Here is a 15568-nt window from a genome sequence, read left to right as displayed (position 1 = left end):
ATTGTCTCAGGTACGGAAGCGATCTCGGGCAGCCGGTGCGAGAAAGGCATGAGGACGCCCGAGGGGGTCCCGCCGACCGGCCGGACGCCCTCACCGCCGCCGAAAACGCGGGCGCGCCGCGCAGTGAAGGTTTCCTCGTGCGGGATCCGACCGACGATACAAAGTGGGCACCATCCCAGCCCGGGCCGCACGACGAACGGAGATCCCGTGTCGACCACGGAAACCGCCATCGCCTCCGCCGAGGCGCACAGCGCGCACAACTACCATCCGCTGCCCGTCGTCGTCGCGACGGCGGACGGCGCATGGATGACCGATGTCGAGGGCCGGCGCTACCTCGACATGCTCGCCGGATACTCGGCACTCAATTTCGGCCATGGCAACCGCCGGCTGCTCGACGCGGCCAAGGCCCAGCTGGAGCGGGTGACCCTCACCTCACGGGCCTTTCACCACGACCGGTTCGCCGACTTCTGTACGCAGCTCGCCGAGCTGTGCGGCATGGAGATGGTCCTGCCGATGAACACCGGGGCGGAGGCCGTGGAGACCGCGGTGAAGACCGCCCGCAAGTGGGGCTACCGGGTCAAGGGCGTCCCGGACGGGATGGCGAAGATCATCGTCGCCTCCGACAACTTCCACGGCCGGACGACGACGATCGTCAGCTTCTCCACGGACCACGAGGCCCGCGCGGACTTCGGTCCGTACACCCCGGGGTTCGAGATCGTGCCCTACGGGGACCTGACCGCGCTGCGGGAGGCGATGACCGAGAACACCGTGGCGGTGCTGCTGGAGCCGATCCAGGGCGAGGCCGGGGTGCTGGTGCCGCCGCCCGGCTATCTCCCCGGGGTCCGGGAGCTGACCCGTGAGCGGAACGTGCTGTTCATCGCGGACGAGATCCAGTCGGGCCTCGGCCGGACCGGGAAGACCTTCGCCTGTGAGCACGAGGGCGTCGTGCCGGACATGTACATCCTCGGCAAGGCGCTCGGCGGGGGTGTGGTGCCGGTGTCGGCGGTGGTCTCGTCCGCCGCGGTGCTGGGGGTCTTCCGGCCCGGGGAGCACGGCTCGACGTTCGGCGGCAATCCGCTGGCGTGCGCGGTCGCGCTGGAGGTCGTCGCGATGCTGCGCACCGGCGAGTACCAGCAGCGGGCCGCCGAGCTGGGTGAGCACCTCCATCAGGAGCTGGGCCTGCTGGTGGGCGGCGGCGCGGTGGAGGCGGTGCGGGGCCGCGGGCTGTGGGCGGGCGTCGACATCGATCCGGGGCGCGGCACGGGCCGGGAGATCTCCGAGAAGCTGATGGACCGCCGGGTGCTGGTGAAGGACACCCATGGCTCGACGATCCGGATCGCGCCACCGTTGGTGATCAGCAAGGAGGACCTGGACTGGGGTCTTGAGCAACTGCGCGAGGTGTTGCGGGGCTGATTCCTGAGGAGGACCTGGACTGGGGCCTCGATCAGCTGCGCGAGGTGCTGCGGGGCTGATCCCCGAGAGGTCGCGCCGCCCCCGCCAGTAGAGTCCCCGTGTGCTCCTGGGGATGATCTGTGCGCTCGCTTCCGCGGTCTGCTTCGGCACGGCCTCCGTCCTTCAGGCCGTCGCCGCGCGGGCCGCCGCCGAGCCGGGGGCCGGTGCGGGGGTGGACCCGGCGCTGTTGCTGCGGGCGCTTCGCCAGTGGCGGTACGTGGCCGGGCTCGCCCTCGACGGCCTCGGCTTCGTCTTCCAGATCATCGCCCTGCGCTCCCTGCCCATCTACGCGGTGGGCGCGGCCCTGGCCGCGAGTCTCGCCGTGACCGCGGTGGTCGCCGCCCGGCTCCTCGGGGTGCGGCTGAGCTCCACGGAGTGGACGGCCGTGGCCGTGGTCTGCGCGGGCCTGGGCGCGCTGGGGCTGGCCTCGGGCGGCGAGGGCCACCTGACCGGCTCGGACGCGCTGCGCTGGTCGATGCTCGGTATCGCCGTCGGGATCCTGCTGATCGGCACGGCGGCGGGCCGGCTGCCCGAGCGGGCGCGCGCCCTCGTCCTGGGGCTCGGGGCGGGCTGCGGTTTCGGGGTGGTGGAGGTAGCGGTCCGGCTGATCGACGACGTGTCCCCGGCCGCACTGCTGTCCAACCCCGCCACGTACGCGCTGCTGGTGGGCGGCGGTTCGGCGTTCCTGCTGCTCACGTCGGCGCTGCAACGCGGCTCGGTGACGACGGCGACCGCCGGAATGGTCCTGGGCGAGACGATCGGGCCGGCGCTGGTGGGCGTCATCTGGCTCGGGGACCGTACCCGCGACGGCCTCGGCTGGCTGGCGGTCACCGGCTTCGCGGTGGCCGTGGCGGGAGCGCTGGCCCTGGCCCGGTTCGGCGAGGCCCCGGCGGACATCCAGGAGCCCGCGGTCCCGGGCGCGCCGGGCTGACGCCGCACGTGGTGCGCCGGGCTGACGCCGCTCACGTGGTGCGCCGGGCTGACGTCGCTCACCGGGCGCGCCGGGCTGACGCCGCACGTGGCGCGCCGGGCCGGCGTCGCTCACAGCAGGATCCGGCACAGGGCGTCCAGGGCGCCCGCCCAGGAGCTGTCGGTCGGCGTTCCGTACCCGATGACCAGCGCCTCGCGCCGCACCTCGGCGTCCGGGTGCCGGAAGAAGGACAGGCCCTGCACCGCGAGTCCCTGCCAGGCCGCCGCCCGGACCACCTCGGCCTCGCTGCCCTCCGGGAGTTCGAGCACGGCGTGCAGCCCGGCGGCGATCCCGCTGACCTCGATGGACGGGGCCCGCTCGGCCAGCGCCGCGACCAGCTGGTCGCGGCGGTTGCGGTGGCGCAGCCGCATGGAGCGCACATGCCGGTCGTACGCGCCGGAGGCGATGAACTCCGCCAGGGTCAGCTGGTCCAGCGCGCTCGACGCCCAGTCGCTCCAGCCCTTGGCCGCCGTCACCTCCCCCACCAGCGACTGCGGCACCACCATCCACCCCATCCGCAGCCCCGGCGCCAGCGACTTGCTGGCCGTCCCCAGGTACACGACGCGTTCGGGGTCCAGGCCCTGGAGCGCGCCGACCGGCTGACGGTCGTAGCGGAACTCTCCGTCGTAGTCGTCCTCCAGGATCAGCCCGCCGGTGCTGCGCGCCCAGTCGACGGCCGCGGCCCGCCGGTCGGGGTGGAGCGGCACCCCGGTCGGGAACTGGTGCGCGGGTGTCAGGAGCACGGCGCCCGCGCCCCGCATCCCGTGCAGTTCGCCGGTCCGGGAGCCGAGACCGTCGAGCGGCAGGCAGGGGGTGCGCAGCCCGGCACCGGTGAGCAGGCCCGTGTGCAGGTCCAGTCCGTACGACTCGACGGCCACCTCACGCACGCGGCGCTCCCGCAGCACCTCGCCCATCATCCTCAGCCCGTGGACGAAGCCGGCGCAGACCACGATGCGTTCGGGATCCGCGTACACGCCGCGGGCCCGTGCCAGATAGTCGGCGAGCACGGTGCGCAGCTCGATGCGGCCGCGCGGGTCGCCGTAGCCGAAGGCGTCGTTGGGGGCGCGGGTGACGGCGCGGCGGGCGGCCTTCAGCCATTCGGCGCGCGGGAAGGTGGCCAGGTCGGGCGAGCCCGGCATCAGGCTGTACGCGGGAGTGCTGCGGGGCGGCCGGGTGCGCGGCGTCCTGGTGGCGGACGGGCGGGGCTCGGACCGCTGCGCCACCCGGGTGCCGGAGCCCTGCCGGGCGGTGAGCCAGCCCTCGGCGACCAGTTCCGCGTAGGCGTCGGCGACGGTGTTGCGGGCGATGCCGAGGTCGGCGGCGAGCGTCCTGGACGAGGGCAGCCGGGTCCCGGGCACCAGCCGGCCGGTCCGGGCCGCCTCCCGCAGGGCGTCCATGAGACCGGTCCGCAGCCCGCTCGATCCGGTCAGGTCGAGGTGCAGGTCGGCGCCGAAAGTGGCCCAGGGATCCGTCATGGAAATGGACCATACAGGTGCGCCACTGCTCGCGTAGCGTCATATCCATGACGACGAACGAGAACAGCCCCACGACCTCCGAGTACACCGCCGAGCACACCCCGCGCATGCAGTGGACCCAGCACGCCCCCGACGTCTACAAGGCGATGGCCCGCATGGACGGCGCGGCCGCCAAGGGGCTCGACCCGGTCGTGGCCGAGCTCGTGAAGATCCGGTCCTCGCAGCTCAACCACTGCGCGTTCTGTCTCGACATGCACACCAAGGACGCGCTCGCCGCAGGTGAGTCCGTGCAGCGGATCGTGCAGCTCAGCGCCTGGGAGGAGTCGCAGCACTTCTACACGCCGAAGGAGATCGCGGCGATCGAGCTGACCGAGGCGGTCACCGTCCTGACCGACGGCTTCGTTCCCGACGAGGTGTACGCGAAGGCCGCCAAGCACTTCGACGAGACCGAGCTCGCCCACCTCGTCGCCGCGATCATCGCGATCAACGCCTGGAACCGGTTCGCCGTGACCACCCGCATGGTCCCGGGCCACTACACGCCCGGCGACCACTGATCCCCGCCTTCCGCACGCACCTCAGGAGCCCCTCGCCATGACCGCGTCCGACCTCCGCGCACTGCATCTCGGCCGCACTCCCGGCGATCCACTGGTCCTCCCCGGCCCGTGGGACGCCGCGAGCGCCCGTGTCCTCGCCGACGCGGGGTTCCCCGCCCTGGCCACCCCGAGCGCGGGGGTCGCGGCCTCGCTCGGGTACGAGGACGGGGCCACGCCCGCCGCCGAGATGTTCGCGGCGGTGGCGCGGATCGCCCGCGCCGTCTCCGTACCCGTGTCGGCCGACATAGAGGCCGGGTACGGGCTGGCGCCGCGGGAGCTGGTGGAGCGGCTGCTCGCCGCCGGGGCCGTCGGCTGCAATCTGGAGGACACGGTGGACGGGGCCCTCGTGGACGCCGGGTGGCAGGCGGACCGGCTGGCCGGGGTGCGGGCGGCCGCCGGGGACGAGCTGTTCGTCAACGCCCGGGTGGACACGTATGTCACCGGCGTTCCGGAGGGCGTGGACCAGGAGGACGAGACCGTGCGCCGTGCGCTGCTGTACGTGGCGGCGGGCGCCGACGGCGTCTACCCGATCATGGCGCCGCCGGAGGCGCTCCCCCGTCTGTCCGCCGCCGTTCCCGTGCCGCTGAACGCCCTCGCCCGGCCGGACGGTCCCGGGCCACGGCGCCTGGGCGAACTGGGCGCCGCCCGTGTCACGTTCGGGCCCGGCCTCCAGCGCCGGGCCATGGCGGCCCTGGGCGAGTTCGCCGCCACGATCTGAACGCGCTCCGGTCCTGCCGGAAACGCCACCGCCCCCGGCAGCGACTGACTCTGCTGCCGGGGGCGGTGGCGTCCGTGTCCCGCGAGGGGGACGGACGGATCAGATCAGGCCGAGCTCGCGGACCGCGTCGCGCTCCTCGGTGAGCTCCTTCACCGACGCGTCGATGCGCGCACGGGAGAACTCGTTGATGTCCAGGCCCTGGACGATCTTGTACGTGCCGTTCTCCGTGGTGACGGGGAAGGACGAGATGATGCCCTCGGGGACGCCGTAGGAGCCGTCCGACGGGATGCCCATGGAGGTCCAGTCGCCCGCGGCGGTGCCGTTGACCCAGGTGTGCACGTGGTCGATGGCGGCGTTCGCGGCCGAGGCGGCCGAGGACGCGCCACGGGCCTCGATGATCGCGGCGCCGCGCTTGGCGACGGTCGGGATGAAGGTGTCGGCCAGCCACGCCTCGTCGTTGACGAGCTCGGCGGCGTTCTTCCCGCCGACCTCCGCGTGGAAGATGTCCGGGTACTGGGTGGCCGAGTGGTTGCCCCAGATCGTCAGCTTCTTGATGTCGGAGACGGCGGCACCGGTCTTGGCGGCCAGCTGCGAGATCGCGCGGTTGTGGTCCAGACGGGTCATCGCGGTGAAGCGCTCCGCCGGTACGTCCGGGGCGGCGGCCTGCGCGATGAGCGCGTTGGTGTTGGCCGGGTTGCCGACGACGAGGACCTTGATGTCGTCCGCGGCGTTGTCGTTGATCGCCTTGCCCTGCGGCTTGAAGATGCCGCCGTTGGCGGAGAGCAGGTCGCCGCGCTCCATGCCCTTGGTGCGCGGGCGGGCGCCGACGAGCAGGGCGACGTTCGCGCCGGCGAAGCCGACGTTGGCGTCATCGGTGATCTCGATGTTGCGCAGCAGCGGGAAGGCGCAGTCGTCGAGCTCCATCGCGGTGCCCTCGGCAGCCTTCAGCCCCTGCGGGATCTCCAGGAGACGCAGGTTGACCGGCACGTCCGGGCCGAGCAGGTGGCCGGAGGCGATGCGGAAGAGCAGCGCGTAGCCGATCTGGCCGGCTGCGCCGGTCACGGTGACATTCACGGGAGTGCGGGTCATGGCGATCTCCGTTAGACAGCTGGCGGTGGGGGCTCCTGGCCCCGGGTGCTGGACATCCCTGAATCTTGATGTGAAGAGATATCCAGCGATCAGGCTATCCGACCCGGAACCCCGCAGCCGCCCGCCCCCCTGTGGCACCGCACACAACCGGTCACTCCCCGCTCACCCGGCCGGCCGCACGCGGCAGTCCGCCCGCGCCTCTGCCTACTGGAACGCTTCGGGCGTGCGCCCGCCTACTCGGACACCCCGGCCGTGCACCCCTGCGTGCCGGAGGCGAGCGTGGCGCACGCCCGGACGTCGGCGGTCCGCTTCACCGCGACCATCGGCGTGTACGCCGCCGTGGTCGCGTCCGCGGTTCCGTTCTGCCCCGCGTCGCCCGCGGTGATCTCCACGACGTCACCGGGCGCCGCCTTGGTGATCCGGGCCCACGCCGCCGCGCAGGTCTCGCTGTACCGCACCTCTATGACGCTCGTGCCGACGGTGGCGCTGGAGAGCGTACGGACGTGCTCGCCGCCGCAGCCCATGTCCTCGGGGTCCTTGCCCGCGCACGTGGAACCGCTGCACTCGACCCCGGCGGGCAGTACCGGTGCGCTGGCCGTCGGCGTCGGGGAAGGCGTGTTCGCGGCCTCGGCACCCTCGGAGTCGCCGTCCCGGCCGATCAGCAGCACGGCACCGGTGACCGCGAGCAGGACACCCACGACCACCGCCGCGATCACGGCCGTCCTGCGGCCGCCGCCGTCGCGGCGCGTGGGTGGCGGCTGCTGTCCGCCGATGCCCGCGGCGAAGGCCACGGCGGGCGGCAGCCCGTGCCCCGGGGCGGCACCCGGCCCGGCCTGCGGCTGCTGCGGCACCCGCGGCAGGGACCCGCGCTGAGCCGGTACGGACGGCGAGCCGCCCCCGCCGGCGACCGGTCCCGCCGTACCGACGGCACCGGAGGGACGGCTCCGGCCGTGGCCGCGCGGCCCCCCGGCCTCGTCGAGCGCGGCCCGCGCCTGGGTGATCCGGATGGCCTCCATCGTCATGTCGTGGCGCATCTCGGCACGGCTCCAGGCCCGTTCCGCCAGCTCCCACATGGTGTTCAGATGGGCCTGGTTGGTCCCGGTCACCTCGCCGAGCGCGACGATCGCCCCGCGAGGGGCGAGCAGCCGGCCGTTCAGATACCGCTCCCACGACGTCTTGCTGTAGCCCGTGCGGTCGGCCACCGCTGCGATGCTCAGGCCACTGCGGTCGACGAGTCTGCGCAGCTGGCCGGTGAACTCCCGGATCTGCGGGTCGAGCTCCTCCGGCAGTGCCTTCCAACGAGGCATTACTTCCCCACTTCCCCCACTTGCCCATGGGCTTCCGCTGCGCCGCGCACGGTCTGCCCCCTGTCCGAAACCGGTGGTCTTCCGTTCCGGACTACCCAGGTAGATGCGCAAACGCAGACTGCCAGTTCCTGGGAAGGGAGCGCACGGTGGCACTCAGGCGTCCGGGCGCACCCTCGCACGCCCCCGCCCGTGGCGACCGGGCCAGTCTGCCACCGTTGCCGAGCGATCACACCGTGGCGGAATGGTCACTTCCGTGCCACAGGCAACAGCCATGCCTTGAACCCTTGGTCCCCGTCAACAAGGCTGGATCCAGGACGGGGCAAGGCCGCTCAACTCGCCACTTTCCGGAGCGTTTCGCCCCGGTGCGCCTCGTCCACGGTGTCCGTCCCTTCTCGGGGGAGGGGACGGACACCGCTCAACGGATCGTGAAGTGGACCGCGTCCTCCAGGACCGGGATGTCCAGCCACGGCTTGGGCTGCGCCATGAGCGACAGCATCACGATGAGGACGCCCAGCAGTCCGTACGTCACCAGGTCGGTGAAGCGGGAACGCACCGCGAGCATGCCCACCGAAGGGACCACCAGACGCAGGACCGCGCCCCCGATGAGCGCCACGCCGATCAGGATCGTGCCGATCCGGAAGGCCTGGTCGAACGGGTCGGCGGCCACGATCAGCAGACCGGCCCCGGCCGTGCAGAGCACGGCGAGCAGCGGCCACTGACGGGCGGGTGCGGGGGCGTCCCCGCCCGCCGCCCGGCCGCCACCCTCGGGACGCGCGGTGTCCCGGGTGAACGACGGAAAGCGCCGCGACCGGCGCGCCGCGGGGGGCGCCGAGGGCGCGGCGGGGCCGGGCTCCGGGTGGCTGCCGGTGCGGACGCACTGAGCCTCTGCTGCGCCCTCGGCCGCCTCGGCCGCGGAGGCGTCGTCCGCGACCGCCGCCGGACCGTCGGCCGCATCCGGCGCGGGCGCTTCGACCGCGGCGTCAGCCGCGCCCTCGGCCTGCCCCTCGGCCGGCCCGGTCGCCGAGGCGGCCCGGTCGGCCGGACTCGTACCAGCACCCATGGGGTTCCTTCCGGATCGGATCAGACGGCGTCTGCGGCGTCGGCGGCGTGCTCGGCCGCCTCGACCACGTTGACGAGCAGCTGCGCGCGGGTCATCGGACCGACACCGCCCGGGTTCGGCGAGATCCAGGCGGCGACCTCGGCCACGCCGGGGTGGACGTCGCCGACGATCTTGCCGTTCTCGTCGCGGCTGACGCCGACGTCGAGCACGGCCGCACCCGGCTTCACGTCCTCGGGCTTGATGATGTGCGGCACGCCCGCGGCGGCGACGATGATGTCCGCCTGACGGAGGTGGGAGGAGAGGTCACGGGTACCGGTGTGGCACTGGGTCACCGTGGCGTTCTCGGACTTGCGGGTCAGCAGCAGCGGGATCGACCGGCCGATCGTGACACCGCGTCCGACGACCACGACGTGCGCGCCGTTGATCTCGACCCCGTGGTGGCGGAGCAGCTGCACGACGCCCTGCGGGGTGCAGGGCAGCGGGCCCTGCTCGTTCAGCACGAGCCGGCCGAGGCTCATCGGGTGCAGGCCGTCGGCGTCCTTGGCCGGATCCATGAGTTCCAGGACGCGGTTGGTGTCGATGCCCTTGGGCAGGGGCAGCTGCACGATGTAACCGGTGCACGCGGGGTCGGCGTTGAGTTCGCGGACGACGTCCTCGATCTCCTCCTGCGTGGCGGTGTCGGGGAGTTCGCGCTGGATGGAGCCGATACCGACCTGGGCGCAGTCCTTGTGCTTGCCGTTCACGTACCACCTGCTGCCCGGGTCGTCCCCGACGAGCAGGGTTCCCAGGCCGGGGGTGATACCCCGGGCCTTGAGGGCCGCCACGCGGACGGTGAGATCGGACTTGATCGCGGCTGCGGTGGCCTTGCCATCGAGAATCTGGGCAGTCATGTCCCCATACTCGCGGATGACCCCGCCCAGGGACCAATTGCAGATACCGCGCGTGGACACAAGGTTGCACTTGGACAACTTCTCGGGCAGCGACTGGACAAACTTACTTCCCGCTTATAACGATGAAGCCCGCAGTGCCGCAGCAGTATCCGGGGGGCGGACCGCTGATGTTTTCTTCCTCCGCGCGGCCGCATTCGTCCCCGTACGTCCTGTTGGAGGAACGCCCCAGATGAGCTTCGGCGACCCGAACCCGAACAACCCCTACGGGCAGCAGCCCGGCCAGCCGCCGCAGGGCCAGCCCGGTTACGGCTACCCGCAGCAGGCTCCCCAGGGCATCCCGCCGCAGGGCCAGCCGGGTTACGGCTACCCGCAGGCCCCGCCGGCCCAGTACGGCATGCCGCAGCCCGGTTACGGCGGCATGCCCGCGTTCGCCGGCTGGTGGAGCCGGGTCGCGGCCATGCTGATCGACGCCATCGTGATCGGCGTTCCGTACGGCCTGCTCATCGGCATCGGCGGCGGCGTGGGCGGCGGCGCGGGCACCGCGCTCATCCTCCTCGGCGCCCTCGTCGCCATCGGGCTCGGCCTCTTCAAGCTGTACAAGGAAGGCACGACCGGTCAGTTCATCGGCAAGAAGGCCGTGAACATCCGTGTGCTGCGCGAGGCCGACGGCCAGCCGCTCGGCTTCGGCATGGCGTTCGTCCGCTACATCGCCCACTTCCTGGACAGCCTCGCCTGCTACCTCGGCTGGCTGTGGCCCATCTGGGACGCGAAGAAGCAGACGTTCGCGGACAAGATCTGCTCCAGCGTGGTCGTCAAGTCCGTCTGATCCGGACACGGACACACACGAAGGGCCGCAACCCGACGCGCAAAGCGTGGGGTTGCGGCCCTTCGTCGTGAGGTCAGTGGAAGAAGTGCCGCGTACCCGTGAAGTACATCGTCACGCCCGCCTTCTTCGCGGCCTCGACCACCAGCTCGTCGCGGACCGAACCGCCCGGCTGGGCCACGGCCTTGATGCCGGCCGCGGTCAGGATCTCCAGCCCGTCGGGGAAGGGGAAGAAGGCGTCGGACGCCGCGTACGCGCCGCGTGCCCGCTCCTCGCCCGCGCGCTCGACGGCGAGCTTCGCGGAGTCGACGCGGTTGACCTGGCCCATGCCGACGCCGACCGAGGCGCCGTCCTTGGCGAGCAGGATCGCGTTGGACTTGACCGCGCGGCACGCCTTCCACGCGAAGGAGAGCTCCCGGAGCTCGTCGGCGGTCAGCGCCTCGCCCGCGGCCAGCGTCCAGTTGGCCGGGTCGTCGCCCTCGGCCTGGAGACGGTCGGTGACCTGGAGCAGCGCGCCGCCGTCGATCGGCTTGACCTCGACCTCGGCGGACGGAGCCTCGGGGCAGCGCAGCACGCGGATGTTCTTCTTGCGGGTGAGGACCTCGACCGCGCCGTCCTCGTACGCCGGGGCGACGATGACCTCGGTGAAGATCTCGGCGACCTGCTCGGCCATGGCGACCGTCACCGGGCGGTTGACGGCGATGACGCCGCCGTACGCCGACAGCGGGTCACAGGCGTGGGCGTTGCGGTGCGCCTCGGCGATGTCGTCGGCGATCGCGATGCCGCACGGGTTGGCGTGCTTGATGATCGCGACGCACGGCTCGGCGTGGTCGTACGCGGCCCGGCGCGCGGCGTCGGTGTCCGTGTAGTTGTTGTACGACATCTCCTTGCCGTGCAGCTGCTCCGCCTCGGCCAGGCCACCGGCGCCGGAGGTGTAGAGCGCGGCGGGCTGGTGCGGGTTCTCGCCGTAGCGCAGGACGTTCTCGCGCTCGTACGTCGTACCGAAGAAGTCGGGGAAGCCCGAGTCGTCCGCGGCGGCGTAGTCGGCGGCGAACCAGGCGGCGACGGCCACGTCGTACGCGGCGGTGTGCTGGAAGGCCTCGGCGGCGAGCCGCTTGCGGGCGGTCAGGTCGAAGCCGCCCGCCTTGACGGCGGCGAGGACGTCGGCGTACCGCTCGGGGCTGGTGACGACGGCGACCGACGGGTGGTTCTTGGCGGCGGCGCGGACCATCGACGGGCCGCCGATGTCGATCTGCTCCACGCACTCGTCGTCCGAGGCGCCGGAGGCGACGGTCGCCTTGAACGGGTAGAGGTTGACGACCACCAGGTCGAACGGCTCCACGCCGAGCTCGGCGAGCTGCTCGCGGTGGGCGTCCAGGCGCAGGTCGGCCAGGATGCCGGCGTGGACGCGCGGGTGCAGCGTCTTGACGCGGCCGTCGAGGCACTCGGGGAAGCCGGTGAGCTCCTCGACCTTGGTGACCGGCACTCCGGCGGCGGCGATCTTGCCGGCGGTGGAGCCGGTGGAGACCAGCTCGACACCCGCCTCGTGCAGACCGCGGGCGAGGTCTTCGAGCCCCGTCTTGTCGTAGACACTGACCAGGGCGCGGCGGATGGGCTTATTCACCGACATGACCGAGATGAACCTTTCGTCCCTCAATGCGATAGCCGTCACGGGCGAGCCGCCCCACGGCCTCGACGAGCAGCTTGCGCTCGACTTCCTTGATGCGTTCATGGAGGGCCGCTTCGCCCTCCGGGGTGTCCTCTTCGGTCACCTCGACCACGCCCTGCGCGATGATCGGACCGGTGTCGACACCGTCGTCGACGAAGTGGACGGTGCACCCGGTGACCTTCACGCCGTACGCGAGCGCGTCGCGCACACCGTGGGCCCCGGGAAAGCTGGGGAGCAGGGCGGGGTGGGTGTTGATGATCCGGCCGCCGAACCCGGCGAGGAACTCCTTGCCCACGATCTTCATGAAGCCCGCGGACACGACGAGGTCCGGGCGGTGCCCGGCGGTGGCCGCGGCGAGCGCCGCGTCCCACTCCGCGCGCGTCCCGTGGTCCTTGACCCGGCACACGAAGGTGGGCAGTCCGGCCCGCTCGGCCCGCTCCAGCCCGGCGATGTTGTCGCGGTCCGCACCGACCGCGACGATCCGGGCGCCGTACCCCTCGGGGTCGTCGCCGATCGCGTCGAGCAGGGCTTGGAGGTTCGTACCGGAGCCGGAGACCAGGACGACCAGGCGGGCCGGTCCGGCGGAGGAGAGCGGGGAGGCCACGGCTGGGCCCTTTCTCGCGTGTGGAGCAGTTCGAAACGGCCGCACCACCCGCCGCATTGCGGGACCGGCGGCACGACGGCCATGCTGTTTGTGCGGTCGTACGAAAGAATCACGTTCCCCGATACGGGGAACTCTACGAACGAGCCGACCGTCAGCAACGATACCGGCACCTCGGAAGCGCCTCGTCTGACGGGGGTGGGGGGCCGGCGACCGCGGGCCCGGCAGGGGCGGGCGGTCCGGATGACAGCTGTCGGCCACCGCGCCTGTACGCCCAGCTTTCGGCCCCTCCTCGCCGGAGGGTAGCGTCAGGGGACAGCGAACCGTCCGCAGGGCGGAAATGACGAGATGGGGAAGACGTTCACCATATGCCGGACCGACGCCGCCGCACCGCCCTCCGCCATCCGCTGCCCGAGCGGTCCTCCCTGCTGATGCGGGAGCGCCAGTCCCCCACGCCGGGATCCTCTTCTTCCTCTTCTTCTTCGTCCTCGCCGGCCGGGTCCTCCGGTCCGCAGGACGACAACCCGTTCGCCCCGCCGCCCGAGGACCGCCCCGACCAGCCGTGGCAGCCGCGCCGCCCGGCCAACGGCGGTACGAACGGCGAGGGCGACGGCGAGTCCGGGGACGCGCCGGAGGGCGGGTCGTCCGACAACCGGCCCGTCTGGGGCAGCCAGTGGAGCAGCCACCAGCCGGGGCGCCAGAACGGCACGTTCGGCGGCCGGCCCACCGGACCGGGCGGACCGAACGGCCAGGGCGGCCCCGACGGCCCCCGAGGCGGCCTGCGCTGGGACCCGAAGGACCCGGTCCAGCGCCGGGCCCGATACTCCCTGCTCTCCGGCATGTGGGCCTTCTTCTTCGCGCTCTTCGACTTCCCGGAGATCGCGCTGCTGCTCGGCGCGCTCGCGACCTACTGGTCGATCAGTGCGCTCCGGGCCAAGTCGAAGGAGCCGACGGCTCCGGGCGAGGCGGCCGGGGCGCCCGGCACGACCGCCGCGGCGCAGGGCCACGACGCCCCGTCCGCACCGGCGCCCGCCACCGGGGCCACGGCCGCGGCGGCCCCGCAGGGAACGAACTACCTCCAGCGCGGCAGCCGCCAGCAGACGACGGCCACGGTCAGTGGTCTGGTGACGGGACTGATCGCCCTGTTGATCGTCGCGACGTCGTTCACGGTGCAGCTGGTCTACCGCGACTACTACACCTGCGTGAACGACGCCCTCACCAAGTCGGGCCAGCTGACCTGCAACGACCTGCTCCCGAAGCCGCTGGAACCCCTCTTCGGCGTCAAGAACTAGTGCCGTGACCGGCCGGGCCGGGTGGCGCGGCCGGTCCGGCCGGTTCGGGGTCGGCCGGCGGTACGGCTGATGCGGTCGGTGTCGCCGGTGCGGAAGGCGCGTTCGCCTGCCAGGGGTCGGTCGGCAGGAAGTCGTACGCCTCGAACCCGTCGTCCACGTCGGCCGGACGAGGACCGGCCGGTCGGGGTACGGAGACGGGGGCCGCCTCCGTCCCGGGTTCCTCCGGCCGGGCACTCCGCCCCGGCCACCACGCGCGCCAGGTCTTCCGCCGTTCGCCCTCCGGGGCATCCCCGGGCTTCTGCGCCCTGTCCGTACCACCCGGTGCCACGTCCGCCGCCCCGGCCGCCTCCGGCTCGGCCGGTGTACGGCTACGGAGCCTCCAGGCCCGCAGCAGCAGCGCCACCGGGACGGCGAGCGCCCCCGTCCACACGAGGGCCGCCACGCCGGTGAGCCACCACACGGGGCCGAACCGTGCCAGCGCGTGGGTCCCGAGCGGCCCGCCGGCCGCCGCCGCCAGCAGGGCCGCACCGATACCGCAGCCCGCCGCCGCCAGCGCGGTGGTGAGGGCCGTCTCCCGCAGGCTCCACGCCTCCTCACGCTCACCGTGGGCGGGCGCCGCCCTCCGCACGGTGAACCAGGCCACCGTCACCGCCGCCGCGACCGGGACCGCCGCGACCGCCCAGTTCAAGGGCGCCCCGGAGCCCTGCGCCGGCAGTGCGGCCAGCAGTGGGAAGTCGGGCAGCGACGGGGCTCCCGTGAAGGCGAGCGGGGTGGCCGTGGACGCCGTACCGAGCGCGAGACCGGGGCCGAGCCCGTACGCCGCACCCCACACCGCCGCGTTCGGCACCAGCGCCAGCGCCAGCAGGAGCACCGCGCACCGCCCGGCCCAGTCGCCGGAGAGCCGCAGGAAGGACTCCTGGACCGGTTCCGCGTGGACCACCAGGGCCACCGCGGCCACCAGCGCGCCGCCGCCCAGCAGGACCGCGACCCCGGCCGCGGCGGACCTGCCCACCGCCTCCGCGCGCCGCACGAACCGGGAGCGGGCCATCGCCTCGTGCAGCCGCACCGGCGCCCACGAGGGCGGCGGTCCGAGCGGGCGTCCCGAGGCCGTCCACACCCCGGCGGCGGCCGCACCGGCCACCACGAGGGCCGCCGGGAACAGCAGGGACAGCGGCCGCGCGGACAGCGAGGACCCTCGGGCGTAGAGCGCCACAGCCGTCCCGACCAGCAGATATCCGCCCGTCACCAGGGCGAAGGCGCCCTGGGCCGAGGGTGCGCCGCGCCCTTCCTCGGGTTCCAGCACGTCCCTGGCCGCCCGGTGCACCAGCCAGACCGGCAGGGCGGTGAGCAGCAAAGGAACGACGCCTACGGGCGCCGGGGCCCCGGTCAGGGTTTCGGTCCTGATCAGTTCGGCGCCGTGTGCGAGCAACCAGAGCCCGGCCGCGGCGTGGAACGCCTCGCCCGGGCTGCTGTCGGGGTCCGGGGAGCTGATCCACAGCACCACGACGAGCACGGCGACGGAGCCCAGGCCCAGCCCTGCCGCGAGCGCCCCACGCAGCAGCGCCCGGGCCTGCACGGCGGACCGTCCGTGCTCTGCCGACAACGACGGGCCGCGTTCGGTCATTTGGG

General features: G+C 73.0%; 14 protein-coding genes. 6 read left to right on the top strand and 8 right to left on the bottom strand.

Annotated elements, in window-relative coordinates; all coding sequences use genetic code 11:
* Positions 1–207 precede the first annotated feature (207 nt).
* Together rocD and OG446_RS23620 are read left to right on the top strand one after the other, a co-directional pair.
* Complete coding sequence (gene rocD, locus OG446_RS23625; protein ID WP_328895899.1) at positions 208–1413, top strand: ornithine--oxo-acid transaminase; 1206 nt, start codon at positions 208–210, stop codon at positions 1411–1413.
* A 112-nt stretch (positions 1414–1525) separates the two neighbouring features.
* Entirely contained in the window at positions 1526–2383 is an 858-nt protein-coding gene (locus tag OG446_RS23620; protein ID WP_328898394.1) for a hypothetical protein, read from the top strand.
* Positions 2384–2493: 110 nt separating this feature from the next.
* Here the strand turns inward: OG446_RS23620 and pdxR are convergent, their stop codons facing one another.
* The gene (gene pdxR, locus OG446_RS23615) at positions 2494–3897 is read right to left on the bottom strand and encodes a MocR-like pyridoxine biosynthesis transcription factor PdxR (protein WP_328895898.1); all 1404 of its coding nucleotides are present in this window, start codon (positions 3895–3897) and stop codon (positions 2494–2496) included.
* Between the two features lie 47 nt (positions 3898–3944).
* Between pdxR and OG446_RS23610 the strand changes: the two genes are divergently transcribed.
* Together OG446_RS23610 and OG446_RS23605 are read left to right on the top strand one after the other, a co-directional pair.
* Entirely contained in the window at positions 3945–4451 is a 507-nt protein-coding gene (locus tag OG446_RS23610; protein ID WP_328895897.1) for a carboxymuconolactone decarboxylase family protein, read from the top strand.
* A 37-nt stretch (positions 4452–4488) separates the two neighbouring features.
* A complete protein-coding gene (locus OG446_RS23605; protein ID WP_328895896.1) occupies positions 4489–5208 on the top strand; it encodes an isocitrate lyase/PEP mutase family protein in 720 nt (239 codons plus the stop codon).
* Between the two features lie 99 nt (positions 5209–5307).
* Here the strand turns inward: OG446_RS23605 and OG446_RS23600 are convergent, their stop codons facing one another.
* From OG446_RS23600 to OG446_RS23585, 4 genes are all read right to left on the bottom strand, one after another.
* Entirely contained in the window at positions 5308–6297 is a 990-nt protein-coding gene (locus OG446_RS23600) for a malate dehydrogenase (protein WP_148020313.1), read from the bottom strand.
* A 233-nt stretch (positions 6298–6530) separates the two neighbouring features.
* On the bottom strand, positions 6531–7604 hold the full coding sequence (locus tag OG446_RS23595; protein WP_328895895.1) for a helix-turn-helix domain-containing protein: 1074 nt from the start codon (positions 7602–7604) through the stop codon (positions 6531–6533).
* A 415-nt stretch (positions 7605–8019) separates the two neighbouring features.
* Complete coding sequence (locus OG446_RS23590) at positions 8020–8664, bottom strand: DUF3017 domain-containing protein (protein ID WP_328895894.1); 645 nt, start codon at positions 8662–8664, stop codon at positions 8020–8022.
* A 20-nt stretch (positions 8665–8684) separates the two neighbouring features.
* Entirely contained in the window at positions 8685–9554 is an 870-nt protein-coding gene (locus OG446_RS23585) for a bifunctional methylenetetrahydrofolate dehydrogenase/methenyltetrahydrofolate cyclohydrolase (RefSeq protein WP_148020310.1), read from the bottom strand.
* A gap of 229 nt (positions 9555–9783) precedes the next feature.
* On the opposite strand from OG446_RS23585, the gene OG446_RS23580 reads away from it, so the two are divergent.
* A complete protein-coding gene (locus OG446_RS23580) occupies positions 9784–10380 on the top strand; it encodes an RDD family protein (RefSeq protein WP_328895893.1) in 597 nt (198 codons plus the stop codon).
* Between the two features lie 73 nt (positions 10381–10453).
* On the opposite strand, the gene purH is transcribed toward OG446_RS23580, so the two are convergent.
* Positions 10454–12007 carry a bifunctional phosphoribosylaminoimidazolecarboxamide formyltransferase/IMP cyclohydrolase gene (purH, locus tag OG446_RS23575; protein WP_328895892.1) on the bottom strand — a complete coding sequence of 518 codons (1554 nt, stop codon included), beginning with the start codon at positions 12005–12007 and terminating at the stop codon, positions 10454–10456.
* Positions 11994–12650, bottom strand: a complete 657-nt coding sequence (purN, locus tag OG446_RS23570) for a phosphoribosylglycinamide formyltransferase (RefSeq protein WP_328895891.1) — start codon at positions 12648–12650, stop codon at positions 11994–11996. Before purN ends, purH begins: the two co-directional genes overlap by 14 nt.
* Positions 12651–13015: 365 nt before the next feature.
* Here purN and OG446_RS23565 point away from each other — a divergent pair, with 365 nt between their 5' ends.
* Positions 13016–13939, top strand: coding sequence for a hypothetical protein (locus OG446_RS23565; RefSeq protein WP_328895890.1), 924 nt, complete (start codon positions 13016–13018; stop codon positions 13937–13939).
* Here the strand turns inward: OG446_RS23565 and OG446_RS23560 are convergent.
* Positions 13929–15563: a cell division protein PerM gene (locus OG446_RS23560; RefSeq protein WP_328898393.1), complete on the bottom strand. Its 1635-nt coding sequence runs from the start codon at positions 15561–15563 to the stop codon at positions 13929–13931. The genes OG446_RS23565 and OG446_RS23560 overlap by 11 nt on opposite strands.
* Positions 15564–15568: the final 5 nt, after the last annotated feature.

It is taken from the genome of Streptomyces sp. NBC_00236 (assembly GCF_036195045.1).
Taxonomy (GTDB): Bacteria; Actinomycetota; Actinomycetes; order Streptomycetales; family Streptomycetaceae; genus Streptomyces.
Note: the sequence above shows the minus strand (reverse complement) of the source record. Positions and strands in the feature narration are given on the sequence as shown.

Coding starts and splice junctions, on each gene's coding strand:
- OG446_RS23610 (WP_328895897.1), top strand. CDS start 3,945: ATGACGACGAACGAGAACAGCCCCACGACCTCCGAGTACACCGCCGAG.
- pdxR (WP_328895898.1), bottom strand. CDS start 3,897: ATGACGGATCCCTGGGCCACTTTCGGCGCCGACCTGCACCTCGACCTG.
- OG446_RS23590 (WP_328895894.1), bottom strand. CDS start 8,664: ATGGGTGCTGGTACGAGTCCGGCCGACCGGGCCGCCTCGGCGACCGGG.
- purH (WP_328895892.1), bottom strand. CDS start 12,007: ATGTCGGTGAATAAGCCCATCCGCCGCGCCCTGGTCAGTGTCTACGAC.
- OG446_RS23595 (WP_328895895.1), bottom strand. CDS start 7,604: ATGCCTCGTTGGAAGGCACTGCCGGAGGAGCTCGACCCGCAGATCCGG.
- OG446_RS23605 (WP_328895896.1), top strand. CDS start 4,489: ATGACCGCGTCCGACCTCCGCGCACTGCATCTCGGCCGCACTCCCGGC.
- OG446_RS23585 (WP_148020310.1), bottom strand. CDS start 9,554: ATGACTGCCCAGATTCTCGATGGCAAGGCCACCGCAGCCGCGATCAAG.
- OG446_RS23580 (WP_328895893.1), top strand. CDS start 9,784: ATGAGCTTCGGCGACCCGAACCCGAACAACCCCTACGGGCAGCAGCCC.
- OG446_RS23600 (WP_148020313.1), bottom strand. CDS start 6,297: ATGACCCGCACTCCCGTGAATGTCACCGTGACCGGCGCAGCCGGCCAG.
- OG446_RS23620 (WP_328898394.1), top strand. CDS start 1,526: ATGATCTGTGCGCTCGCTTCCGCGGTCTGCTTCGGCACGGCCTCCGTC.
- OG446_RS23565 (WP_328895890.1), top strand. CDS start 13,016: ATGCCGGACCGACGCCGCCGCACCGCCCTCCGCCATCCGCTGCCCGAG.
- OG446_RS23560 (WP_328898393.1), bottom strand. CDS start 15,563: ATGACCGAACGCGGCCCGTCGTTGTCGGCAGAGCACGGACGGTCCGCC.